This window comes from Pseudidiomarina taiwanensis, assembly GCF_003987435.1.
In the GTDB taxonomy this organism is placed as follows: Bacteria; Pseudomonadota; Gammaproteobacteria; order Enterobacterales; family Alteromonadaceae; genus Pseudidiomarina; species Pseudidiomarina taiwanensis.
The window spans coordinates 411149-437662 of the sequence record NZ_PIQG01000001.1 but is presented as its reverse complement, the minus strand read 5'-3'; the positions used below and the strand labels follow the sequence as shown (position 1 = coordinate 437662).

Annotated in this window: 28 protein-coding genes and 1 tRNA gene; 11 read left to right on the top strand and 18 right to left on the bottom strand. The window is 49.0% G+C overall.

The annotated features are described in order from the left end of the window. Positions 1-21 precede the first annotated feature (21 nt). On the bottom strand, positions 22-507 hold the full coding sequence (locus tag CWI83_RS02070; RefSeq protein WP_126825036.1) for an Lrp/AsnC ligand binding domain-containing protein: 486 nt from the start codon (positions 505-507) through the stop codon (positions 22-24). Between the two features lie 134 nt (positions 508-641). Here CWI83_RS02070 and ald point away from each other — a divergent pair, with 134 nt between their 5' ends. The 4 genes from ald (at position 642) to infA (ending at position 3799) form a co-directional block, all read left to right on the top strand. Next, a complete protein-coding gene (gene ald, locus CWI83_RS02065; RefSeq protein ID WP_126825033.1) occupies positions 642-1769 on the top strand; it encodes an alanine dehydrogenase in 1128 nt (375 codons plus the stop codon). A gap of 80 nt (positions 1770-1849) precedes the next feature. After that, positions 1850-2806 carry a thioredoxin-disulfide reductase gene (gene trxB / locus CWI83_RS02060; RefSeq protein WP_126825030.1) on the top strand — a complete coding sequence of 319 codons (957 nt, stop codon included), beginning with the start codon at positions 1850-1852 and terminating at the stop codon, positions 2804-2806. A gap of 4 nt (positions 2807-2810) precedes the next feature. After that, a complete protein-coding gene (gene aat, locus CWI83_RS02055; RefSeq protein WP_126825027.1) occupies positions 2811-3518 on the top strand; it encodes a leucyl/phenylalanyl-tRNA--protein transferase in 708 nt (235 codons plus the stop codon). A 62-nt stretch (positions 3519-3580) separates the two neighbouring features. Next, on the top strand, positions 3581-3799 hold the full coding sequence (gene infA / locus CWI83_RS02050) for a translation initiation factor IF-1 (protein ID WP_105306291.1): 219 nt from the start codon (positions 3581-3583) through the stop codon (positions 3797-3799). A gap of 64 nt (positions 3800-3863) precedes the next feature. On the opposite strand, the gene clpA is transcribed toward infA, so the two are convergent. Continuing rightward, positions 3864-6128: an ATP-dependent Clp protease ATP-binding subunit ClpA gene (clpA, locus tag CWI83_RS02045; RefSeq protein WP_126825024.1), complete on the bottom strand. Its 2265-nt coding sequence runs from the start codon at positions 6126-6128 to the stop codon at positions 3864-3866. Positions 6129-6149: 21 nt separating this feature from the next. After that, the gene (clpS, locus tag CWI83_RS02040) at positions 6150-6464 is read right to left on the bottom strand and encodes an ATP-dependent Clp protease adapter ClpS (RefSeq protein WP_126825022.1); all 315 of its coding nucleotides are present in this window, start codon (positions 6462-6464) and stop codon (positions 6150-6152) included. A gap of 233 nt (positions 6465-6697) precedes the next feature. Here clpS and cspD point away from each other — a divergent pair, with 233 nt between their 5' ends. Continuing rightward, the gene (gene cspD / locus CWI83_RS02035) at positions 6698-6907 is read left to right on the top strand and encodes a cold shock domain-containing protein CspD (RefSeq protein WP_126825019.1); all 210 of its coding nucleotides are present in this window, start codon (positions 6698-6700) and stop codon (positions 6905-6907) included. A 57-nt stretch (positions 6908-6964) separates the two neighbouring features. Here the strand turns inward: cspD and yejK are convergent, their stop codons facing one another. Next, positions 6965-8002 carry a nucleoid-associated protein YejK gene (gene yejK / locus CWI83_RS02030; RefSeq protein WP_126825015.1) on the bottom strand — a complete coding sequence of 346 codons (1038 nt, stop codon included), beginning with the start codon at positions 8000-8002 and terminating at the stop codon, positions 6965-6967. Between the two features lie 70 nt (positions 8003-8072). Between yejK and CWI83_RS02025 the strand changes: the two genes are divergently transcribed. From CWI83_RS02025 to CWI83_RS02015, 3 genes are all read left to right on the top strand, one after another. Continuing rightward, positions 8073-8288 carry a DUF1414 domain-containing protein gene (locus CWI83_RS02025; protein ID WP_126825011.1) on the top strand — a complete coding sequence of 72 codons (216 nt, stop codon included), beginning with the start codon at positions 8073-8075 and terminating at the stop codon, positions 8286-8288. A gap of 19 nt (positions 8289-8307) precedes the next feature. Next, positions 8308-9951 (top strand): DUF3413 domain-containing protein, encoded by a 1644-nt coding sequence (locus CWI83_RS02020; protein WP_126825009.1) that lies wholly within the window; start codon positions 8308-8310, stop codon positions 9949-9951. A 101-nt stretch (positions 9952-10052) separates the two neighbouring features. Further along, positions 10053-10129: transfer RNA gene (locus tag CWI83_RS02015), tRNA-Pro, on the top strand. 27 nt (positions 10130-10156) lie between these two features. Here CWI83_RS02015 and CWI83_RS02010 read toward each other — a convergent pair. The 12 genes from CWI83_RS02010 to CWI83_RS01955 all read right to left on the bottom strand — a co-directional run bounded on the left by CWI83_RS02010 (position 10157) and on the right by CWI83_RS01955 (position 18878). Beyond that, entirely contained in the window at positions 10157-10417 is a 261-nt protein-coding gene (locus CWI83_RS02010) for a TIGR03643 family protein (RefSeq protein WP_126825006.1), read from the bottom strand. A gap of 76 nt (positions 10418-10493) precedes the next feature. After that, complete coding sequence (locus tag CWI83_RS02005) at positions 10494-10829, bottom strand: YbjQ family protein (protein ID WP_126825003.1); 336 nt, start codon at positions 10827-10829, stop codon at positions 10494-10496. Beyond that, a complete protein-coding gene (locus CWI83_RS02000) occupies positions 10826-11272 on the bottom strand; it encodes an anti-sigma factor family protein (protein ID WP_126825000.1) in 447 nt (148 codons plus the stop codon). The genes CWI83_RS02005 and CWI83_RS02000 overlap by 4 nt, the downstream gene beginning before the upstream one ends. 10 nt (positions 11273-11282) lie before the next feature. Further along, a complete protein-coding gene (locus CWI83_RS01995; protein ID WP_126824998.1) occupies positions 11283-11804 on the bottom strand; it encodes an RNA polymerase sigma factor in 522 nt (173 codons plus the stop codon). A gap of 99 nt (positions 11805-11903) precedes the next feature. Beyond that, on the bottom strand, positions 11904-13730 hold the full coding sequence (locus tag CWI83_RS01990) for an ABC transporter ATP-binding protein (RefSeq protein ID WP_126824995.1): 1827 nt from the start codon (positions 13728-13730) through the stop codon (positions 11904-11906). 61 nt (positions 13731-13791) lie between these two features. After that, a complete protein-coding gene (locus tag CWI83_RS01985) occupies positions 13792-14079 on the bottom strand; it encodes an excalibur calcium-binding domain-containing protein (RefSeq protein ID WP_126824992.1) in 288 nt (95 codons plus the stop codon). 96 nt (positions 14080-14175) lie between these two features. Then, positions 14176-14607: a hypothetical protein gene (locus CWI83_RS01980; RefSeq protein ID WP_126824989.1), complete on the bottom strand. Its 432-nt coding sequence runs from the start codon at positions 14605-14607 to the stop codon at positions 14176-14178. Continuing rightward, entirely contained in the window at positions 14607-14933 is a 327-nt protein-coding gene (locus CWI83_RS01975) for a hypothetical protein (RefSeq protein ID WP_126824987.1), read from the bottom strand. Before CWI83_RS01975 ends, CWI83_RS01980 begins: the two co-directional genes overlap by 1 nt. Positions 14934-14983: 50 nt before the next feature. After that, positions 14984-15508, bottom strand: a complete 525-nt coding sequence (locus CWI83_RS01970; protein ID WP_126824984.1) for a YgjV family protein — start codon at positions 15506-15508, stop codon at positions 14984-14986. A gap of 94 nt (positions 15509-15602) precedes the next feature. Further along, entirely contained in the window at positions 15603-17282 is a 1680-nt protein-coding gene (locus CWI83_RS01965) for a M28 family metallopeptidase (protein WP_126824981.1), read from the bottom strand. Between the two features lie 9 nt (positions 17283-17291). Continuing rightward, complete coding sequence (locus CWI83_RS01960) at positions 17292-17777, bottom strand: DUF192 domain-containing protein (protein ID WP_157980351.1); 486 nt, start codon at positions 17775-17777, stop codon at positions 17292-17294. Positions 17778-17900: 123 nt separating this feature from the next. Continuing rightward, the gene (locus tag CWI83_RS01955) at positions 17901-18878 is read right to left on the bottom strand and encodes a DUF4382 domain-containing protein (protein ID WP_126824977.1); all 978 of its coding nucleotides are present in this window, start codon (positions 18876-18878) and stop codon (positions 17901-17903) included. A 205-nt stretch (positions 18879-19083) separates the two neighbouring features. On the opposite strand from CWI83_RS01955, the gene CWI83_RS01950 reads away from it, so the two are divergent. Next, positions 19084-19998 carry a gluconeogenesis factor YvcK family protein gene (locus CWI83_RS01950; RefSeq protein WP_126824976.1) on the top strand — a complete coding sequence of 305 codons (915 nt, stop codon included), beginning with the start codon at positions 19084-19086 and terminating at the stop codon, positions 19996-19998. Positions 19999-20008: 10 nt separating this feature from the next. Then, positions 20009-22678: a M14 family zinc carboxypeptidase gene (locus tag CWI83_RS01945; protein WP_126824975.1), complete on the top strand. Its 2670-nt coding sequence runs from the start codon at positions 20009-20011 to the stop codon at positions 22676-22678. A 3-nt stretch (positions 22679-22681) separates the two neighbouring features. On the opposite strand, the gene dcd is transcribed toward CWI83_RS01945, so the two are convergent. Both dcd and CWI83_RS01935 read right to left on the bottom strand, forming a co-directional pair. Further along, positions 22682-23272 (bottom strand): dCTP deaminase, encoded by a 591-nt coding sequence (dcd, locus tag CWI83_RS01940; protein ID WP_126824974.1) that lies wholly within the window; start codon positions 23270-23272, stop codon positions 22682-22684. 34 nt (positions 23273-23306) lie between these two features. After that, positions 23307-24440 (bottom strand): Mrp/NBP35 family ATP-binding protein, encoded by a 1134-nt coding sequence (locus CWI83_RS01935; protein ID WP_241969850.1) that lies wholly within the window; start codon positions 24438-24440, stop codon positions 23307-23309. Between the two features lie 49 nt (positions 24441-24489). On the opposite strand from CWI83_RS01935, the gene metG reads away from it, so the two are divergent. Beyond that, the gene (gene metG, locus CWI83_RS01930) at positions 24490-26514 is read left to right on the top strand and encodes a methionine--tRNA ligase (protein WP_126824973.1); all 2025 of its coding nucleotides are present in this window, start codon (positions 24490-24492) and stop codon (positions 26512-26514) included.

Here is a 26514-nt window from a genome sequence, read left to right as displayed (position 1 = left end):
CATCACTTTAACAAGTGTGCTTTAAAGCTGCACTCGAGTCTCTTGCTTAATTTGCTCCATCACCACATAAGTGCGTGATTCATTCACCCCTGGCATCATCAAAATCGTCTCGCCAAGTAACTTTCGATACGAGGGCATATCGCCGACTCGAGCTTTCAGCAAAAAATCGAAATCTCCGGCGACTAAGTGGCATTCAAGAATTTCTGGGGTTTTCCGCACAGCATCGCCAAATTCAGCGAATACGTCAGATGATTTTCGGCTTAAGGTGATTTCGACAAACACCAGCAAGTTTGGGCCAATTTTATTCGGATCGATACGCGCTTGATAGCCGATAATGACGCCGGCTTTTTCGAGCCGCTTAACCCGCTCTGCGCAAGCCGTGGGGCTAAGCCCCACCGCCCGTGCTAAAGCGACATTAGCAATGCGACCGTCTTGTTGTAAGCGCTGAATTATCTTCCTATCTAACCTGTCAATAGTGACTTTTTCGCTTGCTGAACCTAAAAACAATGTTTTCCCCTACGGTAATGCAGAAATGCGATACATTTAACTATAAAGCAAATCGAATTAAGTGAGAAACACAATTTATGTTCCACTATAATGCGCAGCATATTTTCTAACGAGAAACGGTTCGGAGCTTAGTTATGTTAATCGGTGTGCCAAAGGAAATTAAAAATCACGAGTATCGCATTGGTCTGACCCCTGCTGCTGTGCGTGAGTATGTTGCACATGGTCACAGTGTGATCGTTCAAACTGACGGCGGCGCTGCAATTGGCTTCACCAATGAAGACTACATTGCCGCGGGTGCAGAAATTGTCGATGATCCAGCGGAAATCTTTGCGCGGGCCGACATGATTGTAAAAGTTAAAGAGCCACAACCCGACGAATGTAAGCAATTACGTGAAGGACAAATTCTTTATACCTACTTACATTTAGCTCCAGACCCGACTCAAACGCGCTTATTAGCTGAGTCTGGCGTAACGGCGATTGCCTATGAGACGGTCACGGATCGCAATGGCGGTTTACCGCTACTGGCGCCGATGAGTGAAGTAGCTGGCCGTATGTCAATCCAAGCCGGCGCCCACAACCTCGAAAAAGTTCGCGGTGGCAGTGGCACCTTACTTGGGGGTGTACCGGGCGTAGAGCCAGGTAAAGTCTTAATCATTGGTGGCGGTGTGGTTGGCACTCAAGCGGCCAAAATGGCGGTTGGTCTTGGTGCGGATGTGACCATCCTTGATCGCTCACTGCCGCGTTTGCGTCAGCTCGATGATTTATTCGGTGGTCGCGTTAAGACTCTGTATTCGACCGAAGATGCCATCGACCGCCTATCACGCGAAGCGGATTTGGTCGTCGGTGCAGTGCTTATTCCAGGGGCAGCGGCACCGAAGCTATTAACCCGTGAGCACATTCGTAATATGAAGCCGGGCTCAGTATTAGTCGACGTCGCAATCGACCAAGGCGGCTGTTTTGAAACGTCAAAAGCGACCACCCATCAAGATCCAACTTATGTAGTCGACGATGTCATCCATTATTGTGTCGCCAATATGCCAGGTGGCGTTGCGCGCACCTCGACCATGGCTTTGAACAACGCAACCTTACCATTTGGTCTAGCACTTGCGAATAAGGGGTTGGCAGCATTGCAAAATGATCCACACTTGCTCAATGGCCTTAATATGCACAAAGGTAAAATTACCTATAAAGCAGTGCATGATGACCTCGGTGCAACACTCGGTTTGGATTATCTTGACCCGTTGTCGGCGATCCAAAGCTAAGTTGTTTTGCGGCGCGCAAGCCTTTAAACTCATGAGCTGCAACGGTAGAACAATTAAGACCAATACGGAGTACAAGAATTATGGCTGATGCCAAGCATTGTGGTTTACTCATTCTCGGATCTGGCCCTGCCGGTTATACCGCGGCTGTTTACGCTGCGCGGGCGAACTTGAAGCCAGTTTTGGTAACGGGTATGCAACAAGGCGGTCAGTTGACCACCACCACCGAAGTTGAAAACTGGCCCGGCGACCCTGAAGGATTAACCGGCCCTGACCTGATGGTGCGGATGCAACAACACGCAGAGAAGTTTAATACTGAGATTATTTTCGACCATATCAATCGTGTCGATTTCTCTGCCAAGCCGCTTCGTTTATTCGGTGATAGCGGTGAATACACAGCCGATGCGGTCATCATCGCAACTGGAGCATCAGCCAAATATCTTGGTTTACCTTCAGAGCAGGCGTTCATGGGTAAAGGGGTTTCGGCCTGTGCAACCTGTGACGGTTTCTTCTATCGCAATCAAAAGGTGTGTGTCGTGGGTGGCGGTAATACGGCAGTTGAAGAAGCGCTTTATCTGGCCAATATTGCCAGCGAAGTGCACGTGATTCACCGTCGCGATACCTTCCGTGCTGAGAAAATCCTCGTCGATCGGTTAATGGACAAGGCTGAAAACGGCAATGTCACACTGCACTTGAACAAGACCCTCGATGAAGTCTTGGGCGATGACATGGGCGTAACTGGGGTAAGAGTCCGCGATACCCAGGACGATAGCCTCAGCGAGATCGAAGTGATGGGCTGCTTTATCGCGATTGGTCACCAACCAAATACTGGTATTTTCCAAGACCAATTAGAAATGAAAGATGGCTACATCATTGTCCAGTCTGGTCTCAATGGTAATGCAACAGCAACAAGTGTACCGGGCGTGTTCGCTGCGGGTGATGTAATGGATCACACGTATCGCCAAGCCATTACCTCAGCTGGCACCGGTTGTATGGCCGCTTTGGACGCCGAGAAATACCTCGACGCCCTGCAAAAATAACTTCATGCAGCTCACTCAATTAGGCGCCGTGGAAGATGGTTTTCCGGCGCCTGATTGTGCTTTAAACGATCCCAACGGTCTCCTTGCAATAGGTGGCGATCTGCAGCCACAACGCCTATTTGAGGCCTATCAAAATGGTATTTTCCCCTGGTATCAAGCCGGCGAGCCAATCCTTTGGTGGAGCCCCGACCCGCGTGCGGTGTTTACCCCAGATAGTCTGCACATTAGCCGCAGCATGCGCCGCCATACCGTTAAGTGTCAGCACTATCGACTGACACTTAATCAGGCTTTTCCGCGTGTCGTCGACCTTTGCCGTAAAATTCATCGGCACCAAGGCGTCTGGATTCACCCGGAAATGGTCTTGGCCTATACCCGTCTGTACCAACAACAGCGCGCCTGCTCAGTGGAACTCTGGAACGAGCAGCAGCAATTAGTTGCAGGAATGTACGGTGTCCGGGTGGCGAGCTGCTTTTCTGCGGAAAGTATGTTTCACCTCGAAACAAACGCCTCAAAATTGTTATTACAACAGTTCGCAGTGCAATTTTTTAAGGCCGGTGGACGCTTGCTTGACGGGCAAATTATGAACCCCCATTTAGCCCGTTTAGGCGCAATCGAAATGCCACGAAATAGCTTCTTAGAGCATCTCAACACAGCTGAATCAGAATCATTACGAGCTTTTTGGCAGTTAAAAACGCTAAGTATTGGCATTTAAGCGTGAAAACCGCTAGAATTCAGGCCACTTTTTCGTCGTCACAGATCAAACCGAGGAATTGAATGGCAAAAGAAGACAGTATTGAAATGCAAGGTACGGTGTTAGAAACCTTGCCAAATACCATGTTTCGGGTAGAACTTGAAAACGGTCACGTTGTGACTGCACATATCTCTGGAAAAATGCGTAAACACTACATTCGTATTTTGACCGGCGATACGGTGACCGTGCAATTAACGCCTTACGATTTAAGCAAAGGTCGTATCGTGTTTCGCGCCCGTTAAAATTGCCATTTGTGTTCAAAAAAGCCCGCAGCAAGCGGGCTTTTTAGTTTTATGCTTTAAATCATTACGCCAGATCTTTCGCCGACTCGTTTATTTCAAGCGCAAGCGCTCCACCCTTGACGGCTACTTTCACATGGCCGCCTTGGCTTAACTTGCCAAACAGGATTTCGTTTGCCAGCGGCTTTTTCAAATGCTCTTGAATCACCCGACTCATCGGCCGCGCGCCCATCGCACGATCATAGCCCTTCTCAGCAAGCCACTTATATGCCGCAGGAGAAAGCTCTAAACTGACATTCTTCTGATCAAGCTGAGCTTGTAACTCGCAAATAAATTTATCCACGACCTGCTCGATAATGGTTTGATCAAGATGGTTAAACCACACCACCTGGTCAAGCCGGTTACGAAACTCTGGAGAGAACATCCGATTAATTTCTTTCATGGCATCAGGAGCATGATCCTGTTGCGCAAAGCCAATCGATGGCCGCTCTGTTTCGCGTGCCCCCGCGTTGGTCGTCATCACCAGGATGATGTTGCGGAAATCGGCTTTACGACCGTTATTATCCGTTAATGAACCGTGATCCATGACTTGCAGCAGAATATTAAAAAGATCAGGATGCGCTTTTTCAATTTCATCCAATAACACCACTGCATGCGGATGTTTAATTACTGCATCTGTTAACAAGCCACCCTGCTCATAGCCCACATAGCCTGGCGGTGCACCGATTAAGCGACTTACTGCATGCCGTTCCATATATTCCGACATATCAAAACGAATCAGTTCAATCCCAAGTGCTTTAGCCAATTGCTGCGTGACTTCGGTTTTCCCCACGCCTGTTGGCCCGGCAAACAAGAATGAGCCAATCGGCTTGCCCTCATCCGCTAAGCCTGAGCGAGCAAGTCGAATTGCTGCGGTGAGCGAGTCAATGGCTTGATCCTGACCGAACACCACCAACTTCAAGTTACGATCAAGTTGGCGTAAGGTTTGTTGGTCTGAGCGTGACACTGATTGCTCGGGGATCCGCGCCATTTTCGCGACCACCTGCTCGATATCACTCACCCCTATTGTTTTCTTGCGCTTCGAAGGGGCCAGTAACCGTTGCCGTGCACCTGCCTCGTCCATGACATCAATGGCTTTATCCGGCAGGTGACGCTCGTTGATGTATCGCGCTGATAATTCAGCCGCGGCGCGCAAGGCTGGTTGCGTGTAACGAATCCCGTGGTGTGCCTGGTAGCGCTCGCGCAAGCCTTCGAGAATACGGGTCGTATCTTCGACCGAAGGTTCAACCACATCAATTTTTTGAAAACGCCGCACCAAAGCGCGGTCTTTTTCAAAAATATTCTTGTACTCATTGTAGGTGGTCGAGCCGATACATTTTAATTGGCCATTGGATAGCAACGGCTTGAGCAAGTTTGAGGCGTCGAGCACCCCTCCACTGGCCGCACCAGCACCTATAATGGTATGAATTTCATCAATGAATAAAATGGCATGGCGCTGCTCAGTGAGCTCTTTTAGCAACTGCTTGAAGCGCTTCTCAAAATCGCCTCGATACTTAGTCCCGGCAAGTAAACCACCTAAATCAAGAGAATAAATTGTGGTGTTGAGCATAACCTCTGGCACATCACCTTCATTAATCCGAAATGCTAGGCCTTCTGCAATTGCTGTTTTTCCAACACCCGCCTCGCCAACCAGCAAAGGGTTGTTCTTGCGGCGTCGACAAAGCACTTGAATACAGCGCTCTAGTTCGCTGTCACGACCAATGAGAGGGTCAATTTTACCCAGCGAGGCTTGCTCATTTAAATTGGTGCAAAAGCGCTGCAAGAACTTCTGTGACTCGGCTTCCGTCCCCTCTTCTGTTTGCTGCTCGGTTTTGTCGCCTAGTTCAGAGTGATCATCAAGGCTTGCCGAGCCATGCGAAAGGTAATGCACAATATCAAGCCGTGTGATCTCATGCTTGTTCAGCAGATAAACCGCGTGTGATTCTTGTTCAGAAAAGATCGCAACCAGAACATTGGCGCCGGTGACTTCACTATTACCGGACGACTGCACATGAAATACCGCACGTTGTAATACACGTTGAAAGCCAAGTGTGGGCTGGGTTTCAATATCTGTCACTGTGTGATCATAACCCGGCGTACTGCGCTCAATATAGCTGAGTAACTCGCTCCGTAAACTATCAAAATCAAGACCGCAGGCGCGCAAGGCTTGGCTCGCTTCTGGGTTATCGAGCAGCGCGACCAATAAGTGCTCGACCGTCATCAATTCATGCCGGTAGTCACGCGCCAATTTATAGGCGTCGTTTAAGCTTACCTCGAGTGTTTTATTGAGCATATAGCGACCTCTCTTGCTCTACTACGCTTTCTCGACTGACGCGAGCAACGGGTGTTCGTGCTGGCGTGCATATTGATTCACTTGCGTGACTTTGGTTTCGGCAACATCTGCAGAGAATATTCCGCACACGGCCCGCCCTTTATAGTGAATGGTCAACATGGTTTCGGTTGCCCGCTCTTGATCCATTCTGAAAAACTTCATTAAAACCTCAATCACAAAGTCCATCGGCGTGTAATCGTCATTATTTAAAATGACTTTATACATTGATGGCGGCTTGATACTCAGCCGTTCGCGTTGGGAAACTTCATCATGTGATTGATGTTGTTCATTACTCATATCAACGCCTTACTTAATGTATAGACCGAATTGAACGAAAAAGCCCACGATTCGTGTGCAAATTTTTCTACTCCACCAATTTGGCGATATTTTGCGCAAATTTTGACTTGACACTGATTAAAACTTACCTAAAGTGAAACATGGCGTTAACAAGCGCACATTTCAAGTGCGACAATAACTATAAACGCCAATCATAATAACGATATAACAAGCAGAACAAAGGAAGTAGAAGTATGGCAACCGGTAAAGTGAAATGGTTCAACAACTCAAAGGGCTTCGGCTTTATTGAAGCTGAAGACCGCGAGGGAGACATTTTTGCGCACTACTCAACCATCGAAATGGATGGGTATCGCACCTTAAAAGCAGGCCAAGATGTCGAGTTTCAGCTCGAAGAAGGCCCGAAAGGTCTCCACGCAACCAACATTATTCCGGTGCAAAAATAACCTTGCACCCTGCCCATTAAAAACGCCGGCCCATGCCGGCGTTTTTTATATCATCTACTAGCTATCAATACCGAAATAACGGCGTAATTGATCACGCAAGTTAGGTGGCGTGCCATGTATAGTTAAACGATCATGCTCAACATCATATTCGACCCGCGCCCCTAATAACTCTTGATCAAAGCCAATGCTGAGCCCACCGCCTTGGCCTTGAAACTTGACCAACTTACGTAAACTTGTGCGATCAACTGGAAAGGACTCTGCAATAGGTATCTCTTGTGCAGCATTAAATGCTTCGAAGGTGCGTTCCGTTGGAATATCTTCCTGCAATTTAGCAGAAAAATCGCTGACACTTACCGGATTATTCTGCTGCCAATTGTCTTGGCACAATTCATACGCTTTCTGTCGCACTTGTTTCGCAACATCAGCATCTAAACCCTCTTCGTGCACATATTGTTGCAGGCTCTGGACAAGCTGTTGTGACTGCTTCTTGGCATCTAGGCCTTCAGCGCAGCCCATAAAGTCTAAAAAGAAGTCGGAGACTTTGCGCCCCACCCGACCTTTGATAAAAGTGATGTAGGTGGTGTTATCAGGCTCTTCTTGCCACTCAGTAAGATTGATAATGGCGGCCAGTTGCAGCTTGGCTAAATCGAGTTGTGAGGAGCGATCAACGGTGAGATCGGGGGCAACTGTTACGCCATCTCGACTCGGTAAGTAGGCGACCACCAGTTGCTGACAGCCCCGTTCAATATAATGTGACAAGAGTAAAAAGCCAGGCTCTACAATTCCGTAATGCTGAAACTGGCTCAGCAGCATTTGTGCGGCTTGTTTAGCAAACGCATTAAAGTCAGTCTGTTGCTGATGCCAGTTTAATAGCGTTGGCGGGAACTCACTTAACTGTTCCGCATCGCTATCTTCAGCGGTAATGAAACGGGCATAGCCTTTGCTCGGCTTCGCTTGAAAAACTTCGGTCAATTCATTTAATAAAAGCTCAACTTCACTATCGATCGCCAACACATCTGGCGCTAATCTCAGCCCGATTTGGCCATCGTTGGCGTAAAATTGGTGAATAATGCTTTGTTTTATTTCAACCTGCATAGTCAGTGACTGTCCTTACTCAATGCCTGTGATAAACTGCCGGTATTCTATCATGCTCCGAGATAAAACTATGCCTATCCAACCAAAATACGATATCGACCGCCAACAAAAACTACTGGATCAACTCATGGATGTGTTTGTCAGTGATCAAACCCCTGCTGACCTCGCCTTAATGACGCTCGGAAATGCCGTAACCAACGTTATCAAGCAATTACCTAAACAACAGGATAGCTACCAGATCGCTGAACAATTCGGTAAAGTGCTGTTACAGTCTTTGGATAAATAACCGATAAGGTCAACAACCAATGAGCAAGCAACGCAAACAACAGCGCGATAAAATAGCCCGACTGATTAGTTGGGGGCATTGGTTTACCTTTGTTAATATTCTCCTCGCCCTAGCGATTGGCTTGCTCTATGTCGAGGCTGCAGAGGCGACTGGCAGCGCCCTAGGCGATTTGTATTTATTCTTAAGCTGGCTTGGCCACTTTGCCTTTTTGCCGTTTATTGTTTTTATCATTTTTATTTTTCCGTTTTGTATTCTGATCCCCTATTCGCGCGTTTTGCGGGGTATTGCCACACTTGTTGCAAGCATAGGTCTTATCGCTCTTATTGCTGATGCGATCTTCTTTCGCCAGTATGGCTATCATCTGAATACTTACTCGCTATCACGACTTGCTAGCGATGCGGAATCCGTCTTTGCCGGGGCGAGCTTCGTCCTGGTATTGGGTCTATTAGTGAGTTTTGTGGTGCTGTTGGTGTTACAGTTGGTGATCGCCAACCTCACCTACAAACGGCTCGAACGACTTCGTGGGCGCAAACTTGGCAGCTACTCGGCACTGGTCTTCGTTACCTGCTTCTTGGCGAGTCACTCAATCCATATCTGGGCGGATGCGAATTTCTATACGCCGATCACTAAGCAGGACGACCTGTTCCCAGTCTCCTATCCAACCACCGCCAAGACCCTGATGAATAAACATGGCTTGCTTGATAATCAGCAAGCGCAAACGACCGGACGCCTGCTTCGTGATGTGAAAGCAATTGATTTAAGTTACCCACAGATGCAACTGCTCTGCGCAGCGGAATCGAATTCCAGCAATAGCCATCTGATTGCGTTACCACAACTCGACGCAGAGCAAACCAAACAACTGCTCACCTTGTTCCCGGAACTCATGCGTTATGATCGCCCGGTGCTTGGCCAAACCACACTCGATAGTGCTTTATTTGAACTGGTTTATGCACTACCTAGCCTATACAGTAATGCCTTTGCAGCGGCTGAAAACGGCATGCAAATGCCTGCTTATTTAGCCCAACTAAATAGTTATCAGGTGGGCTTTAGTATCCGCCAATATCACCCTCTTGAGCTTGCTCCAGCAACGCAAGCTTGGCTCGAGCAACTCAGCACCACCTCGAACCCTGTGAGTGCGCGAGACGTTACCATTGAACTGGCAAGCACCATCAGTCCTGCGTTGCTACGATCGATTCGACAGGCGCTTACGCGTAATGACGAAATCATGATCATTGGTCTTACTCCAGTTATGCCGGTGGATGAGGCTGTGAGCTTCCCGTATCAGGTAAGTCGTAATAGCGTCACGTTACTGACCAATGCAGCGACCACCATTAAGCCGCAAGTGATGGCGCAATTAACGGATATTATGCCGACTATAGTGAGTCGTTACATGACCTGTGCTGATGAAAGCAAGAACTGGGCGACCGGTGTCGATCTTGCGGAGCCAGAGAGTAAACGCTACCCCATTGTCGCCAGTATGGAGAGCCATGTGGTGATTTATACCGAAGATAAGGTCTTTGCTTTGGACAGCAATGCCCAATTGCAGGGCTGGGATCGGGTTAAACAAACCATGATACTGAACCCGGAAGTGCCCGCACCGGTTCTCATCGAGTCGTTGAAGGAACTGAAGCGCTTCGCCAAAGAACCACAGCAAGAACAATAGTAAGAACAACAGTAGCCTGGCGAAAAAGCGAGCAAACAGGCTGTTTTGCCGCGCCCGCCCCTTGCGCTAGGCGCCGAATAAAGTATCATACCCTCCTCGGTCGGCGTGTAGCGCAGCCTGGTAGCGCACTGTCATGGGGTGTCAGGGGTCGGAGGTTCAAATCCTCTCACGCCGACCAATTCTCTTCCCCCGTTCTAACCAATCCCTAACGTTTATATTGAGTCGGGCAATACGCTCGGGTAATCCCTGCGGGTCGGATTTTGCCGTGTTTAGTCACCCGCCCTGAGACCCGCTCGCGCCAAAGTCTGAACGAGCTGGGTTTAAGCTCACGGCGCATCAGCTTAATTACCTCGGCTTCGGGCAATTGATACAGTTGCTCAATCGCTTCAAATGGCGTGCGGTCTTCCCAGGCCATTTCGATGACGCGCGAGACATCTGCTGCGGATAAATTGGGTTTAGTTGCCATCTGTTCCACACATAAACTGCAAAAACACTCAGCTAATACGTTTACAGCAACTATTTAGTTCGCTTACGCCGTGTATCTAATCCGTATTTTTGGTCAGTTTTACAGCGGTCCCAAACGCCAATAACTCGGCAGCGCCCTGCGCTAGCATTGAGGTTGAAAAACGCACCCCGACAATCGCATCAGCATCTAATGCTTGCGCATCCTCGATTAAGCGCTCCAGCGCTTGCTCGCGGCTTTCTGCCATTAACTTGGTGTAGTCGTTAATTTCACCCCCGACAATATTGCGAAACACCGCCAAGATATCGCGGCCTAAATGGCGCGCCCGAATGGTATTGCCACGAACTAATCCAAGCGACTCGGTGATCTGGTAACCAGCGACCGTTTCGGTCGTATAAATTTTAATTGTTTTCATCGTTGTACCTTCCTAAATTTATCAGTTTTACGAGCGCTTAAACGCTCTCGCAGCACCACCACAAACGCTAAAATTAAACCGCCCAACAAAGAGCCGAGTGCAGCAGCCAACCACCACTCCAGTTCAGCCAAACTTTGCCAGTGCAAATAAAGGCTATAGCCGAGCAAAGGCAAACCACCGAGTAACAGCAAGAGCCAGGTGAGTTTGACCAACCAATCGCTGCGTTCATGACTATCAGCAAAGGCATTGAATTGAACCTGTTTAAAACGTTGCCCCTCGTGCTGCAATGCCGCACTCAGTTGCTCTAATTGAGCCAGTTGCGCTTGGCACGATTCACAGTCTTGCAAATGATGTTCAACTTGTTGTGCTTGCTGTTGGGTTAACTCACCATCAAGATAAGCGCTTAACTGCTCTGTATCTGGACAGGTTTGCTTCAATGACATAACAAACTCCTTAGCCGCGCTCAGCTGGCACGAAAATGAGCTGCCGCAAATGCTCGCGAGCACGACTTAGGCCAGACATAACTGACCCTACAGGTAACCCCGTAATCGTGGCAATTTCGCGGTACGACAATTGATTAAACTCACGCAGTGCGAGTAATTCCCGATGGGCATCACTTAGCTGTGCAAAAGCGTGATGAAAATGGCGTGTTTGGTCGGCTTGAATCAGTGCTTCTAGCGGCTGGTTGGTGTGCGAATCTAAATCAGTTAACGGCGCTGAGCCGCTGGCTTGGAGCAAAAACTGTTGCTGCGTTTGTTGGCGACGATAATGGTCGATACAGTAATTACGAACCGCTTTTAAAAACCAGAGTTTTAGCTCATGCCCCACCGGCATTTGCCGAACTTGGCACAGCTTGAGCATGGTGTCATTGACTAAATCAACGGCCACGTCGAAATCACCAGCATATTGCTGTGCCAGCGCAATGGCAGCGCCGCTATATTGATTCAACTGCTCAAGTGGATGGGTCAAGTTCATATCCTTATCTGCACGAGATATATGAACTATAACGAACCAAGCCCTGGTTTTATTCCGTTTTGCTCAATTTTTTTAGTCCGCCATTTTTGGTGAGCAGTTTTAGTCAGCAATGAAGCCGCCAGACTGCCGTTGCCAAAGCTGTGCATATAAGCCTTGCTGAGCGAGCAGTTGCTGGTGAGTTCCTTGCTCAATAACGCGCCCTTCATCCATCACGATCAATCGATCCATCGCTGCAATAGTTGAGAGTCGATGGGCGATTGCGATCACCGTCTTACCTTCCATCAATCGATAAAGGTTTTCCTGAATGGCCGCTTCGACTTCAGAATCAAGCGCCGAGGTGGCTTCATCAAGAATTAAAATCGGTGCGTCTTTTAACATGACTCGCGCAATTGCAATCCGTTGGCGTTGGCCCCCGGATAATTTCACCCCACGCTCACCAACGTGTGCATCGAGTCCACAGCGCCCTTTTGCATCGGCTAAACTGGCAATGAAATCCGACGCTTCGGCCCGCTCAATGGCGTGCTCAATATCGGCATCGGTAGCGTCTGGACGACCATAGGCGATATTATCTCGGACTGAACGGTGCAACAGTGAGGTATCTTGCGTCACCATACCAATATGTTCGCGCAAGCTATCTTGGCTAACTTTACTAATGTCTTGGCCATCGATTCGAATTTGGCCGCTTTCAATATCATAAAATCGCAGCAGCACATTGACTAAGGTCGATTTACCCGCACCAGAACGCCCTACTAAACCGATTTTTTCACCCGGTTCGATAGTAAAATTCAACTGATTCAAAACACTGGTGTTCGCGCCGTAGGCGAAATTGACCTGATCAAACTCAATTCGACCAGCACTCACCTGTAATCGGCCCGCATCGGTTTCATCGGTGACGGCTTGCGCAACAGACATGGTTTGCATGCCATCTTGCACCGTACCGATATTCTCAAACAAAGCTGAGACTTCCCACATAATCCATTGGCTCATCCCCCACAGGCGCAATACCAGGCCAAGTGCTACCGCAATAGCGCCAAGGCTAATGGCTTCTTGTAACCACAGCTGAATCGCGAGCCAGCCAGTGCTGAATAACAACAGCGCATTCAAACTATAAAGGGACAAATATAACCCAGTTACCACCCGCATTTGCCGATGCACAGTCAGCAAGAAACCTTGCATACCTTCACGCGCATAAGCGCTCTCACGCTGGGCATGGGAAAACAGCTTCACGGTCTGAATATTGGTGTAACTGTCTACAATTCGCCCCGTCATCACCGAGCGTGCATCCGCCTGTGCGGCGGCCACTTTGCCAAGCCGAGGAACGAAATAACGGAGCAGTAATAAATAGCACCCAAACCAAATCACTAGCGGGCTAGCAAGACGCCAATCGGTGCTGGCGATAATCACCACAGTGCCAAGAAAGTAAACCGCAACATAATTTAAGACATCGAATAACTTAATCACCACTTCGCGCACTGCAAGTGCAGTTTGCATCAATTTAGTGGCAATTCGCCCGGCAAATTCATCCTGATAGAAACTCAGTGATTGACGCAATAAATACTGGTGCAAGCGCCAGCGAATCCGCATCGGATAATTGCCAAGTAAGCCTTGATAAGTGACCAGACTGTGAACTAATACCAACAGCGGCAAACCAATAAGGATCAGCGCAGCAACGCCTGTTAACGACCAGAATTCTTGCTGTAAAAAGGTCTCGCGTGATTGCTGGCTGAGCCAATCAACCATTTGCCCAATAAAACTAAATAACCAGACTTCCGTAAGCGCAATCAAAGTGGTCGATACACCCGCAATCAGCAACAATGGCCACGCGCCGCGGGTGTAATACCAGCAAAATTTGAATAATTTATTGGGCGGTTGGGCCAGATCGGCTGGCGGGAATGGATTTAAGCGTTGCTCGAACCACTTCAACATAGGCTTACTCTTCACTTAGAACTACTGGAAAGCCTGCTTAACTGAACGGTCTCAGCTAGTTTTAGAAGCGTGTACTATCCTCGCATGGGATCCCGTTCTGATTGGCATCAAGCTGGGTATCGGGACAAAACGCTAGGAAATTTTCCGCTTCTTCTCGGCTTGTCATTTGCGAACAGTATCGCCGACCATCACACATAAATTCAAGCGGACGTTTACGTTGTTTGGGTTGCACCAGTTCGCCGGCTATCTCATGAAGTGATGGAAACCCTTGTGTCGGTGAAGCCCCATTTGCTCGGTAGAACTGTAATACAGCAGCCGCGAGCATAAGTAGAATAATCAATTTACGCATCAACCTTTGCCTACCTTGGTCAAACTGATGGGATTATTCTAGAAAATTTTTTTCAATCGCTCCGTTAACGCTGTGTAAAAGTAATAAAGAATGTAACTAATCAGAGCAGTTGGTGCCGTCAAACCTCAGGGTAAATAAGAATTGATCGTTTTGGTCGCGATAAACGATTTCAAAGAAGCGTACATGCTTACGATAAAATTCAAATGCTTCACTCTGACAATATTGCTGTTTGATTTGTGGTTCGATTTGTTCTCGCAGTGCGTCAACATCGTGACTCAAACGCTCGACTTGAATCAGGCTGTAAACAAAACGCATCCCCAAATGGTCGGCTTCCGCGTATTGAAATTTGGTATGTTCATCAAGTAAGCGTGGCAAGGTTCGATTAAACTCACCGGCGCGCTCGGTCAACTCCAAGCGGACCTTGTGCTCTGGGAGTCGTGTTGAGGTTTCAGTCGACTCTAGCAAGTAAACCGTTAGCGCCAGCAGCGCAACGACACATCCTGCTATGACGACCTGCTTAAGTTTCATCAGTCTTGGTCTTTTTTGACTCGGTACTCGCCTTCAATGATCGAATCATCGCGCTGATCTTGGCGATATTGCTGTTGCGCTTGAGCCCGCTGTTGGGCTTGTTTGGCCGCGCGCGAGAATTGCCAGACGCTCTTCAGCTCGCGGCGTTTACGCCAAAGTAACGGAATGGCCATTAATAACCCGATAAAAAAGACTAACGCACCAAAGATTGCGCCGATCACCAATAAGGCGATAAACATCAACCAACCCCAAATACGCGCGAAGGTACTTCCTGTTTGCGCGTTAGGCTTCACTTGTTGCTGTAATCTTTGAATATAAATCCTCATAAGGCCTCAAATTAGTTCACTTATAGTCATAGATATATGGCTTATGACTCTTAACTCAATGTTTGGTTGCGTCGATTCTGTAACAATTTGAGAATGATGCTGCCTAAATTGAACAAATTAAAGATAATCCCTTCTATGCTGCCAACCATAATGGCATACGCTAAACCGAGTGATTCGGCGACAATAAACCAGCGCCGAATTTGTTCAGGATCATTCAAGCGAATCGAGCCAACTGAAAAAATAATCGACGAAGTATACGCGGCCAGCAACGGCAGCAATTCAGTGCCGATACTAAATTCATAAGCCGCTAACACAACATTGAGCAGGACAAAGCCCCACAATACAATTGGCCCCTGCCAGCGCAACGCAATGATGTTCCGAATCACCGCCATCCCGGTCACAATCGAGCCTGCGAGTGCACCGATAATGGCAAAGTGAATCGATAACGCAGCCAACGCCAGCGCCGACACCACTCGATAACGATTCGCAGACTCTTGCCGGTAGGCAATAAAATTTAAAATTAACGCACTGATCCCAAACAATTCCGCAGGGCTCAATAGCACAGCTAGGTCCATACTTTTCCTCTACCCAACCACTCGCATAAAAAAGGCCGTGTAGTTTACCCCACACGGCCTGATAAAACGACTCTACCAATAACTTGGCGTAATACTAGCGGCGCTCGTTCGCCGAAGCGTCCCGAATGGCTTTGAACTCGTTACCGTCTCGCCATTGTGGCCAATCTCGGCTGTTAGCAAGTTCTTCGCCAACCCAGAAATACAACCAAAGATCTTGCTGGACACCGCGCAGGTCCCAGTTTGGATCATATTCGTCAGCGGGTTTGTGATAAGCATCACGGACATATTCAGCCCGCTGCTGCTGGCCATATTCCTTGCCGTATTCAATATGGTCTTGGCCCCCTTTTGCGTACAACATAGGCACCCCTTTCTTGGCCAGATTAAAGTGATCTGAGCGATAGAAAGAGCCTGCTTCTGGGGTTGGCTCTGGGGCTAAATAACGTCCTTGCTTTGCAACGTATTTACCCAGGTAATCCTCCAATTCTGAATTACCATAGCCGACCACTACCATGTCATTGACTGGGCCATAGACGTTCATCACATCCATATTGATTCCAGCAACCGCTTTGCTGAGCGGTAACATAGGTTGGTTGGCATACCACTGCGAGCCCAATAAGCCACGCTCTTCGGCAGTGACAAGCACAAACACCACTGAGCGCTCAGGTTGTGGCTGACTCGCCCAAAACTCGGCTAAAGCGAGCACGCCAGCGGTACCGCTGGCATTATCTTGTGCGCCATTATAAATGCCATCATCAGGGTTAATCGGATCAGTTCCCATGTGGTCCCAATGCGCCATATACACAATATGTTCTTCGGGGTGTGTCTTGCCTTCGATGTAACCAATTAAGTTAGGTGAATCCAAATATTCAAATTTGGTATCAACACTCAGGTTAATCCCCGTTTCCAACGATATCGGCGAGAAATCCTCGGCTTGCGCTCGTTGCCGCATCTCGGCATAGCTCGAGCCAATCCGTGCGAATAACTTATCGGCACTGGCTTCGCTAAGCCAACCTTGCACCGCGCTTAAATCCATATTTTTGTTTTCACGCGCCAAGTCAAAGCGCACCGGAGAGCCACCGGCGATAACGCCCCAGCCATATCCCGCTGGGCCAGTTTCATGGATCACCAATACGCCAGCTGCGCCTTGGCGGGCGGCTTCTTCAAATTTGTAAGTCCAGCGTCCGTAATAAGTCATGGCTTTACCATTGAATACCTCAGGGTCCTGACTGTCGTAGCCTGGGTCATTGACTAAAACAACGACGGTTTTACCTGCAACATCTAACCCTTCGTAATCGTTCCAGCCGTACTCTGGCGCAACAATACCGTAGCCGGCAAACACCAACTCGCTGTCAACCAGCTCAGTTCGCTCTTGTACCCGTGGCGACCATGCCATCATTTCCGTGCGGTACGCCAAAGGTTCAAGGTCAGCGGCACTAAAGCTCATTTCACTGACTTTATATGGCATCATTTTGACCAGCGGCACGGGTTGCTGATAACTGCCTGTCTCAGCGTTATAAGGCTTAAGACCCCAAGCTTTGAATTTTTCTTCGACCATCGCGACCGTGAGTTCTTCACCGATTGATGCCGGTGCGCGCCCGGCGAACTCATCTGCGCTTAACGTCGCAAGATAGTCGCGATAATTCTCATTAAAGCTATAGGTATCAGCGGCGACTGTCGCCGTGGCCGAGTCGACTGTGCTCTCACTTTGCGTTGCCTCAGAGCACCCCGCAAGCAACACCGTCGCTAGCATAACTGAGGATACTGCTCCTCTCATGTTGGTCTCCTACTTGTTCTGTGGGCATGCGACAATTTCTCTGCCGATGCCAATGTTGTATTTAGCGAAATAACCTTGATTCATTTCAAGTGCGCTTCGATAGCTGACCCCCGGCTGATAGCTGGGGCAACGTTTAGGGTCGATACTCGGGCAAGGATCCATCGCAATAATTGCTTTGATCCGATTATCTGCACCTATATAAGCGATATCGAGTGGTAAATAGGTATTGTACATCCAAAACCCGGCGCTGCTCGGACGATCATCTTGATAGCGAAATAACATCCCCGCATGCTCTGCTAAGCTCTCGCGAAACATCAAACCACGCGCCCGCGAGTCATAGGTATCAGCGATCTCAACAGTTATCGTGTGGGGGTGATCGGCAATACATAATGGCTCTTGTGCAAGTTCCGCAGCGGCTGGTGGAATATAAACACTGCACGCAGCCAAGAAAGTCATGGCCCCTACATATCCACCAAGCTGAAATAATTTGCTCATAAGACGTGTCCTAAACGATGTAATACACCGCATTAGTATGCGGAATCTTCGGCCCGTTGGCTAGCCAAGCTCAACAAAAAAGGGCTCCGAAGAGCCCTGCAAAGGAGAGTTGCATGAACAAAGTTACTCAGAAAAATCAACCTGAGTCGTTTCACCACCGCTATTCACGGTAATGTTCTGTTGGCCGATGAACACGATATCATCATCAGCCTCAGGATCATCGCTAGTGTTACAAGTCCACGCCGCAACGTAATCACCAGCAGCGACAAAACCCAATTCAAAGGTGTACGCAGTTGCACCATCAAATAACACTGGCGCCGCTGCATACGCCTCAACGGCCTCAGTACCACCGAAATCGGCAAGCGTGGTGCTGTCTAAATCAACACCCGGATAGAGATACACCGCCGCAACAGGTGTCGAGGTGTCTTCTGGAGCAACGGTACATTCATTGGTAATCAGTAGTGCTTCTGCAACACTACCCTCGATGTGGCCAATTTCTGTGTTATCGACTAAACGTACGCCGCGTGGTTTCAAGAAATAGCCTGCTTGACCGACGGGGTTCGTTAGCGCTTTGCGCAAGTCAAACTCAACCGTGTAGCTACTATTCCCAGCTAAATCGAACGTCACGCCATCGAATTTAAGTTCGTTTGATGGCACTGAGAGTGGAACTTCATCCGTTCCTTGCAGGACATATGAACCATCCGCCATGATGAGGCGAATTTGACCATAGCTTCCAGCAGGCACCTCCGCCCCAGTAATCAAGCTCTCCGAATCTGAGCCAGTAAAGGCCAAAAGATTGATTCCACGGGTGTTCGGGATAACTTCGCCACTGCTATCCTTACAGACATCATTCGCTTCGATAGTGTTATTATCTTCGCCGATGGTGAACACTTGTTCGCCGGCTGCATTACCTACCAGTTCGACTGCAGAGAAGCAGGCCCATACTTCATCGGCGCTATCGACTGGAGCATCACTGACCGCCAAACTAAACCGAGCGTTGGTCGCTTCAGGAGGTGTATCGCTGCCGCCGCCACAGCCGTGCAGGGTTAAGCCTGCAATAGCGGCGATAACTAAAGCGTGCGTCTTATTAATTTTTAACATAAAGTTACCCTTCTTTATACGCTGAACATCATATGCAATCCGCTATTATTTATATCAAATTATCCGCTTGCTTCCAGCTTTTACTGCTCAACTAGAGCTATATTTACCCGGCCTTTACAAAAGATCGCATTATTACAGAATGATTGCGCCGCAGCCTGAAGGCTCGTAAAGTAACAGTAACTAGTTGCAAGGAGTCGCATTAGATATGGCGGTTTTTGAAGCGCTTTCCACCACCCCACTATTAAATAGCCGCAAGGCCGTGGTTGCCCTTGGTGGGGGGACTGGCCTTGGCCGCGTGCTCGCGGCGTTAGCTTTTTTACAGGAACGTTTAACGGGGATCGTCGCCACTACCGATGACGGCGGCTCCACTGGAATGTTACGCCGCCACAAAGATTGCATTGCTTGGGGCGATATCCGCAACTGCTTAGCACAGTTGACGACCAATCCACTGGCACGAGACCTACTTAATTATCGCTTTGATGAAAGTGCTGAGTTATTACCGGGGCACAATCTGGGTAACTTGATTTTACACGTGTTAGATGAACTCTCCGCGCGGCCGCTTGATGGGATTGCTCTCCTCTCAAATTTACTTGAAGTGAACACCCGTTTATTGCCGATGTCGGAAACGCCTGTTGATTTAGTGGCAGAAACTGCAGATGGGCTTGAGTGCTTTGGCGAGTTACTGGTAGACCAACTCCATCACATGCCCAGCCGCTTGCGCTTATCAAAAGCTGTGACTCCAACGCCTGAGGCGTTATCGGTTATTCATGAGAGCGATCTGATTATTATTGGCCCGGGAAGTTTTTTGACCTCGATCATGCCGCCGTTATTGATAGCTGAATATGCACAAACTATCGCATCTGCTGCAGCCCCAGTAATTTTTATTGATAATCTGGTGCCCGAGCATAGTCCTGCTGGCGCCCTAAGTTTGGCCGAGCGGGTCCGCTGGTTAGAAACCCAGGTTGGGCACAAATTTATTGATTTAATTATTAGTAACCAAGCAAGCGGTGATTTACATCGACCGGTTGTGGCGTGTGACTGCGCGACGGAAGATGCAGCGCATCGTCACCAACCACAAAAACTTCACTCTGCATTGGAGCAAGCGCTCCAGCAACTTTAGGATAGCACTGATGAAACTGTCATTTCTTTCTGCTGCACTGGTTAGTATTGGCCTTGTCTGCAGTCAAGCCCATGCAAGTGTTGAGCAATTAGGGCTCAGCCATAGTTACCAAGCATCCACGCCAACCGTGACCGATACTCTTGGTTATCCTGTTGGCAGTCGGATTAGCTCACCAGAGCAAATTTATACCTACTTCCAAGCTTTAGCTGAGGCACATCCTGAGCAGATTAAGCTGCGTTATTACGGCGAGTCATGGGAAGGCCGTCCACTTTTTTACGCGATCATTTCGAGCGCTAAAAATATCGCCCAACTCGACGATTTTGAAGCCAATATGCAACGCTTGGCTGACCCTCGCCAAACCAGCGAGCGCGAAGCAAAACAATTGATTGAGTCGATGCCAGCCAGCGTTTGGTTGTCGTACGGTGTCCATGGTAATGAAATCTCATCACCAGAAGCGGGTATGTTAACGGCTTATCACTTACTGGCTTCGCCTAACGCAGAAACGTCAGAATACCTTGAGAATACGGTCGTTTTTATCGACCCGCTACAAAATCCAGATGGACGGGCCCGCTTTGTCAGTCGTTATTACATGACGGTCGGTCTTGAGCATAGCGCGGATCGTATTTCTGCAGAGCACAACGAACCATGGCCAAATGGGCGCTCTAACCATTATTTATTCGACTTAAACCGCGACTGGTTAGCACTAACTCAGCCAGAAATCGCAGGTCAAGTTGAAGCGCTCTTGAACTATTACCCTCTACTGTTTATCGATTTGCACGAAATGGGCGGTGATATGAGTTATTACTTCACCCCAGAAGCGCGCCCATATAACCCACTTATCACCGAGAGTCAGCGCGAGAGCCTGTGGAAAATTGGCGAAAACAACGGACGTTGGTTCGACCAAGAAGGTTATGATTATTTCACCCGTGAAATTTTTGATGCCTTCTATCCGGGCTATGGCGCCAGTTGGCCACTCTTTCACGGTACGCTTGCGGCAACCTACGAAATGGCATCTGCCCGTGGTCACAAATTCCGTACCGTAGATGGCGATATCCTGACCTATGGTGATGGCGTGCAACGTCACTTTATTGCCTCACTTGCAACCATAGAGACCGCAGCCGAGCGTCGCCAAGCCTTGCTCCAAGACTTTTGGAATTACCGCTCAATGGCGATCGAATTAGGTGAAAAAGCAGACGATCGCGTGCGTATTATTGCTGATCAAAAAGACCCTGCCGCGGCACGTAAAATCGCTGGTTTACTGCGTCGGCATGGGGTTGATGTCATGGCCAGTGACGCGCAATTCAAGGCCTGTGGTAAAACCTACCCAGCCGGAAGCTATATCGTCGATTCAGCGCAACCTGCGCACTTTATGGTGCGGGTGCTACTCGATCAACAAATCGATATGGCCGCTGACTTCCTTGCGGAACAAGAGCAGCTGCGTGCCAATAACTTGCCGGACCAGATTTATGATGTAACAGCATGGTCACTGCCGCTGATGTTTAATGTCGAAACGGATGCATGTGATAAGTTGCCGCGGGTGGCAATGTCTGCGGTGAGTTCAGATCTTATTGATGCGGGTCAAGTCATTAATCCGACCGCAAAAGTTGGCTTTATTGTCCCGTGGGGCGATATGAACGCTGGGCGTTTCCTGGCCGCAGCTTTGCGCCAAGGCTTAACCATCAAGCGGACCGACTTAGCCTTCACTCATGCCAATGGCCAGCGTTATCCTGCTGGTAGTCTTATTTTAACTAAAGCAGAGAATGGTGAGGAGCTCGCGTCGACAGTGGTGCAGCTCGCCCAATCAACCGGTGCGAAAGTTGTGGGTGTAGATTCAAGCTGGGTGACCGACGGTCCAAATTTCGGCTCGGTGAATGTGAAGAAGCTCCACGCACCTAACGTCGCGATTGCTTGGGATGAGCCTTTCTCGAGCCTAAGTGCGGGTCACAGTCGGTTCGTAATTGAACAACAAATGGGTTACCCGACTACGGCGATTCGCCCACAACAACTCGCCCGCTCAGACTTGAGCCACTATCAAGTACTAATCATCCCAGCAGCATGGGGCAATATCAGTGCCGCATTTGGCGAAGCTGGGGTTGAAAACATTCGTAACTGGGTCAACCGTGGCGGTGTCTTAATTACCATGGGAACTGCGACGCAATGGGCCATCGACAGCGACTTACTCGCGTCGGCGCGGGAAAAGAGTGCAGAACAAAAGAGCGAGCCAAGCCATGGCTCCGAGAAACGTGTGGCGGGCAAAATCTTCCACGACCACGCTGAGCTTGCGCACTACATAGAGGCCGACAACCCAGACCCATACTGGACCTCTGGTGTATTAGCCCGCGCAGAGGTTGACCAGGATCACTGGTTAAGCGCTGGAGTAAAAGATGAAGTGATTAGCATTGCCGTTGGCAACCATATCTATCGACCACTGACCATTGATCATGGTCGCAATATCGTCAGCTTTGCAGCTGCCGATCGTGTCGTTGCAAGTGGTTATCTATGGGCGGAGAACCAGCAACAGTTGGCGCACAAGCCACTGTTGATGTGGCAACCTGCCAGTAAAGGTATGGTCATCGCATTTACGCAAGATCCGAACTATCGGGCCTATTTCGATGGTTTAAATGTGCTCTTGATGAATGCGATTTTCGGTGGGGCGGCTCACGCAACCCCACTTCGCTAAGCCTTATTCAGACTTATCGGCGCTGATTCGTGAAGCGACAGCGCCGCGTTGGTCCTTATATTTGGCATCTTTACGATGATTATATGGGCGGCTGCAAGGCCGCTCTAATTGCTCAAAGCTCAGTGCACCGATCTTCATCTGTGGACGTAATGCCAGCGGTAATTTACCGCTATTATAAAACTCAAGCACCACCTGCCCTGACCAACCCGGATCAATCCGATGCGCCGTCACATGCACCATTAAGCCAAGCCGAGCCAAAGACGATCGCCCATCAAGCCAACCCACCATATCTGCTGGTAAAGTCACCGACTCTTGGGTCACCGCTAGGGCAAATTCACCCGGATGGATAAAGAAGGCTTGCTCTGGGGTCAAGATAATTGGATCACTCATCACCGATTGAATAGCGGCATCAATCGCTTCTCGCGACCCACTGATATCAATATACGGCGCGGCATGGTCCTGCAGCACTCGAAATTCATTACCTAAGTGGATATCCACGGTTACCCCAGAGATATCCTCGCTCAGAGGGCGCGGCTCAATGGCTATTCGGCCTTCATCTAAATACTGCTCAATTTGTTCATCGGTAAGACGCATTGTTTGTTCTCTTTATTCGGTTTATTGCGCTGTGTTAATCATGCTGCTTAGAAAAATACAATTCGGCAGCCATCCTTGTTGCTGTGTTCTTGATCAAGGTAGCCAGATTTTCTGGTTCTTGGATTGGCCCGAGACCTTCATCTAACTGCTGCCGTAGCGGCGTCAGTAACGGCCATTGGCCCAATAACGGGACCTGCTCGGCTTGGGCGACAGCCACTCCACCTTGCTCACCAAATATAAAGTCACGCTGACCGCAGGCACTGCACTGGTAAAAACTCATGTTTTCGACCAGTCCAACAATCGGCACACCCACTTTTCGGAACATGGTAATGCCCCGCTCAGCATCCGCTAACGCCACCGTTTGCGGAGTGGTAACAATTACGGCGCCCGTTACGGGTAATTTTTGTGCGAACGTCAGTTGAATATCGCCGGTTCCCGGTGGCATATCCACTAATAAATAATCTAATTTAGGCCACTTCGTATCGCGCAACAGCTGCTGCAGGGCTGCGCTAGCCATCGGCCCGCGCCAAATGGCTGCATCTTTATCCGCAGTGAGATAACCAAGTGAGCTGACCGTAACGCCGTGACGTTGCACTGGGGCTATCTTATTGCCATCGGTCGCTGGCTTATCATCCACGGCACCAAACATGACCGGCATCGATGGTCCATAAATATCCGCGTCAAGCACCCCTACCCGTGCACCCATTTGAGCGAGTGCCATGGCTAGTTGTGCGGTCACAGACGACTTCCCAACGCCCCCTTTACCCGAGGCGATGAGCACCACATTGCCGTATACCAGTGGCAGTTCTGGCTGACTATTGGGAAGCAGGGCTATGTTGCGCTGTAACTGCCAGTCAAACTGGCCGAGGACTTCATCGGCTTGCAGCGGCGCTAACCAATCATCTGGAACCGCGAACGGTGCAGTCACTGTTATGCGCTGAGGTTCAACGCTGTCATCGAGCACCAGCCATTGTTCAGGAAGCCCTTGCTGGCAACCAACTAAAGGTATTTCTGCCAAGCGTTTCTGCCATTTTTTACCACCAAACAAACCAAACATAGCATCCCCAACTTCATGGTCAATGAGGTTTTCATATATTAAGTCATAGCCCGCATGATACGGACACTTCATCTGGATTGCTAGTATCAGATCAGGTACAATCGAAGCCATAATTTATCGGTTTTTACTGCGTTTTTCGCTGGTTGGAGACACCCTGTTTATGGCATCAGAATCCCGCAAAATATTAGTCACGAATGCACTACCGTACGCAAATGGCCCGATTCATCTCGGTCACATGCTAGGTTATATCCAAGCCGATGTTTGGGTGCGTTTCCAAAAAATGCGCGGACACGAGTGTCATTTTGTTTGTGCGGATGATGCGCACGGCACCCCAATCATGCTCAAAGCGAAACAGCTTGGCATCAGCCCAGAGCAAATGATCTCCGAAATGAAAGTAAATCATGAGCGTGATTTTGCGGATTTTCACGTGGCGTTTGACAATTATCACACCACCCACAGTGACGAAAACCGCCATTTTGCCGAACTTATCTATACCCGTCTGCGCGATGCCGGTCATATTAAAACTGAAACCATCGAGCAACTTTACGACCCGCAAGAACAAATGTTCCTGCCGGACCGCTTTGTCAAAGGCACCTGCCCTAAGTGTGGCGCCGAAGATCAATATGGCGATAACTGCGATGTGTGCGGTGCGACTTATGCTCCTACTGAACTGAAAAATCCAACCTCAGCGGTGTCGGGTGCAACCCCAGTGCTGCGTGAGTCCGAGCATTATTTCTTTGACCTGCCCGCCTTTGCCGAAATGCTTCAACAATGGACGCGTTCTGGTTCGCTCCAACCAGAAATGGCAAACAAACTAAATGAATGGTTTGAAGGTGGCTTGCAGCGCTGGGATATCAGTCGTGACGCGCCTTATTTTGGCTTTGAAATTCCTGACGCGCCAGGTAAGTTTTTCTATGTTTGGTTAGATGCGCCGATTGGTTACATGGGCAGCTTCAAGAACTATTGCGACCGCACCGGTGCCGCAAACTTTGATGATTACTGGCAAGTAGATAGTAAGGCGGAGCTCTACCACATCATCGGTAAAGATATTATTTATTTCCACAGCCTATTCTGGCCCGCCATGCTCTATGGTGCCAACTTCCGCCAACCGACCAATGTTTGGGCGCACGGTTTTATTACCGTCAACGGCACCAAGATGTCAAAGTCAAAAGGGACTTTCATCATGGCTCGGACCTACTTAGATCATCTTGACCCAGATTACTTGCGTTATTACTTTGCGGCTAAATTGACCAGTCGCATTGATGATCTCGACCTCAATCTTGAAGATTTTGCCCAACGGGTTAATGCCGACCTGGTCGGTAAAGTGGTGAATATTGCCAGTCGCTGTGCCGGCTTCATCTCGAAAAAGTTTGATGGCAAACTGGCAGCGGAACTGAGCGATACCAGCCTGCTAGAAGAATTCCAACAAGCTGCAAGCAGCATCAGCGAGGCCTATGAGCAACGCGAATTTGCCAAAGCCATGCGGATTATTATGGCGCTTGCAGATAAAGCGAATGCGTATATTGCTGATGCTGAGCCATGGCAATTGATTAAGGATCCAGCAAAAGCTGCGGAAGTTCATGAAATCTGTTCGATCGGCATCAACCTATTCCGCTTACTGATGATTTATCTGACGCCGGTGGTACCAGAGTTAAGTCAACGGGTCCAAAACTTCCTTAAGGATGAATTTAACTGGGATAGTAGCCAAAGCATTCTAACCAATCATCAGATTGAACCCTTTAAAGCGTTATTACAGCGCGTAGACATGACACAGGTTAAAGCCATGATCGAAGCATCTAAAACCGATACGGCGCCCGCACAGCCAGAAAATCCGCATCTGCAAGACGATCCAATCGCTGCTGAAATCGATTTCGAAAGTTTTGCCAAGGTTGACCTGCGCGTCGCTAAAATCGTCAGTGCGGAACACGTCGAAGGCGCGGATAAATTGTTGCGCTTAATGCTTGACCTAGGGGGTGAGCAGCGCCAAGTATTTGCTGGCATTAAAGCGGCTTATGATCCGGCCTCTTTGGTCGGTAAGAACACCGTGATGGTGGCTAATTTGGCGCCGCGTAAAATGCGCTTTGGCATGTCCGAAGGTATGGTGCTCGCAGCTGGGCCTGGCGGCAAAGATATTTTCATCCTCAACCCTGATGACGGCGCCGAGCCTGGCATGCGAGTAAAATAA

Coding starts and splice junctions, on each gene's coding strand:
- ald (WP_126825033.1), top strand. CDS start 642: ATGTTAATCGGTGTGCCAAAGGAAATTAAAAATCACGAGTATCGCATT.
- trxB (WP_126825030.1), top strand. CDS start 1,850: ATGGCTGATGCCAAGCATTGTGGTTTACTCATTCTCGGATCTGGCCCT.
- aat (WP_126825027.1), top strand. CDS start 2,811: ATGCAGCTCACTCAATTAGGCGCCGTGGAAGATGGTTTTCCGGCGCCT.
- infA (WP_105306291.1), top strand. CDS start 3,581: ATGGCAAAAGAAGACAGTATTGAAATGCAAGGTACGGTGTTAGAAACC.
- clpA (WP_126825024.1), bottom strand. CDS start 6,128: ATGCTCAATAAAACACTCGAGGTAAGCTTAAACGACGCCTATAAATTG.
- clpS (WP_126825022.1), bottom strand. CDS start 6,464: ATGAGTAATGAACAACATCAATCACATGATGAAGTTTCCCAACGCGAA.
- cspD (WP_126825019.1), top strand. CDS start 6,698: ATGGCAACCGGTAAAGTGAAATGGTTCAACAACTCAAAGGGCTTCGGC.
- yejK (WP_126825015.1), bottom strand. CDS start 8,002: ATGCAGGTTGAAATAAAACAAAGCATTATTCACCAATTTTACGCCAAC.
- CWI83_RS02025 (WP_126825011.1), top strand. CDS start 8,073: ATGCCTATCCAACCAAAATACGATATCGACCGCCAACAAAAACTACTG.
- CWI83_RS02020 (WP_126825009.1), top strand. CDS start 8,308: ATGAGCAAGCAACGCAAACAACAGCGCGATAAAATAGCCCGACTGATT.
- CWI83_RS02010 (WP_126825006.1), bottom strand. CDS start 10,417: ATGGCAACTAAACCCAATTTATCCGCAGCAGATGTCTCGCGCGTCATC.
- CWI83_RS02005 (WP_126825003.1), bottom strand. CDS start 10,829: ATGAAAACAATTAAAATTTATACGACCGAAACGGTCGCTGGTTACCAG.
- CWI83_RS02000 (WP_126825000.1), bottom strand. CDS start 11,272: ATGTCATTGAAGCAAACCTGTCCAGATACAGAGCAGTTAAGCGCTTAT.
- CWI83_RS01995 (WP_126824998.1), bottom strand. CDS start 11,804: ATGAACTTGACCCATCCACTTGAGCAGTTGAATCAATATAGCGGCGCT.
- CWI83_RS01990 (WP_126824995.1), bottom strand. CDS start 13,730: ATGTTGAAGTGGTTCGAGCAACGCTTAAATCCATTCCCGCCAGCCGAT.
- CWI83_RS01985 (WP_126824992.1), bottom strand. CDS start 14,079: ATGCGTAAATTGATTATTCTACTTATGCTCGCGGCTGCTGTATTACAG.
- CWI83_RS01980 (WP_126824989.1), bottom strand. CDS start 14,607: ATGAAACTTAAGCAGGTCGTCATAGCAGGATGTGTCGTTGCGCTGCTG.
- CWI83_RS01975 (WP_126824987.1), bottom strand. CDS start 14,933: ATGAGGATTTATATTCAAAGATTACAGCAACAAGTGAAGCCTAACGCG.
- CWI83_RS01970 (WP_126824984.1), bottom strand. CDS start 15,508: ATGGACCTAGCTGTGCTATTGAGCCCTGCGGAATTGTTTGGGATCAGT.
- CWI83_RS01965 (WP_126824981.1), bottom strand. CDS start 17,282: ATGAGAGGAGCAGTATCCTCAGTTATGCTAGCGACGGTGTTGCTTGCG.
- CWI83_RS01960 (WP_157980351.1), bottom strand. CDS start 17,777: ATGAGCAAATTATTTCAGCTTGGTGGATATGTAGGGGCCATGACTTTC.
- CWI83_RS01955 (WP_126824977.1), bottom strand. CDS start 18,878: ATGTTAAAAATTAATAAGACGCACGCTTTAGTTATCGCCGCTATTGCA.
- CWI83_RS01950 (WP_126824976.1), top strand. CDS start 19,084: ATGGCGGTTTTTGAAGCGCTTTCCACCACCCCACTATTAAATAGCCGC.
- CWI83_RS01945 (WP_126824975.1), top strand. CDS start 20,009: ATGAAACTGTCATTTCTTTCTGCTGCACTGGTTAGTATTGGCCTTGTC.
- dcd (WP_126824974.1), bottom strand. CDS start 23,272: ATGCGTCTTACCGATGAACAAATTGAGCAGTATTTAGATGAAGGCCGA.
- CWI83_RS01935 (WP_241969850.1), bottom strand. CDS start 24,440: ATGGCTTCGATTGTACCTGATCTGATACTAGCAATCCAGATGAAGTGT.
- metG (WP_126824973.1), top strand. CDS start 24,490: ATGGCATCAGAATCCCGCAAAATATTAGTCACGAATGCACTACCGTAC.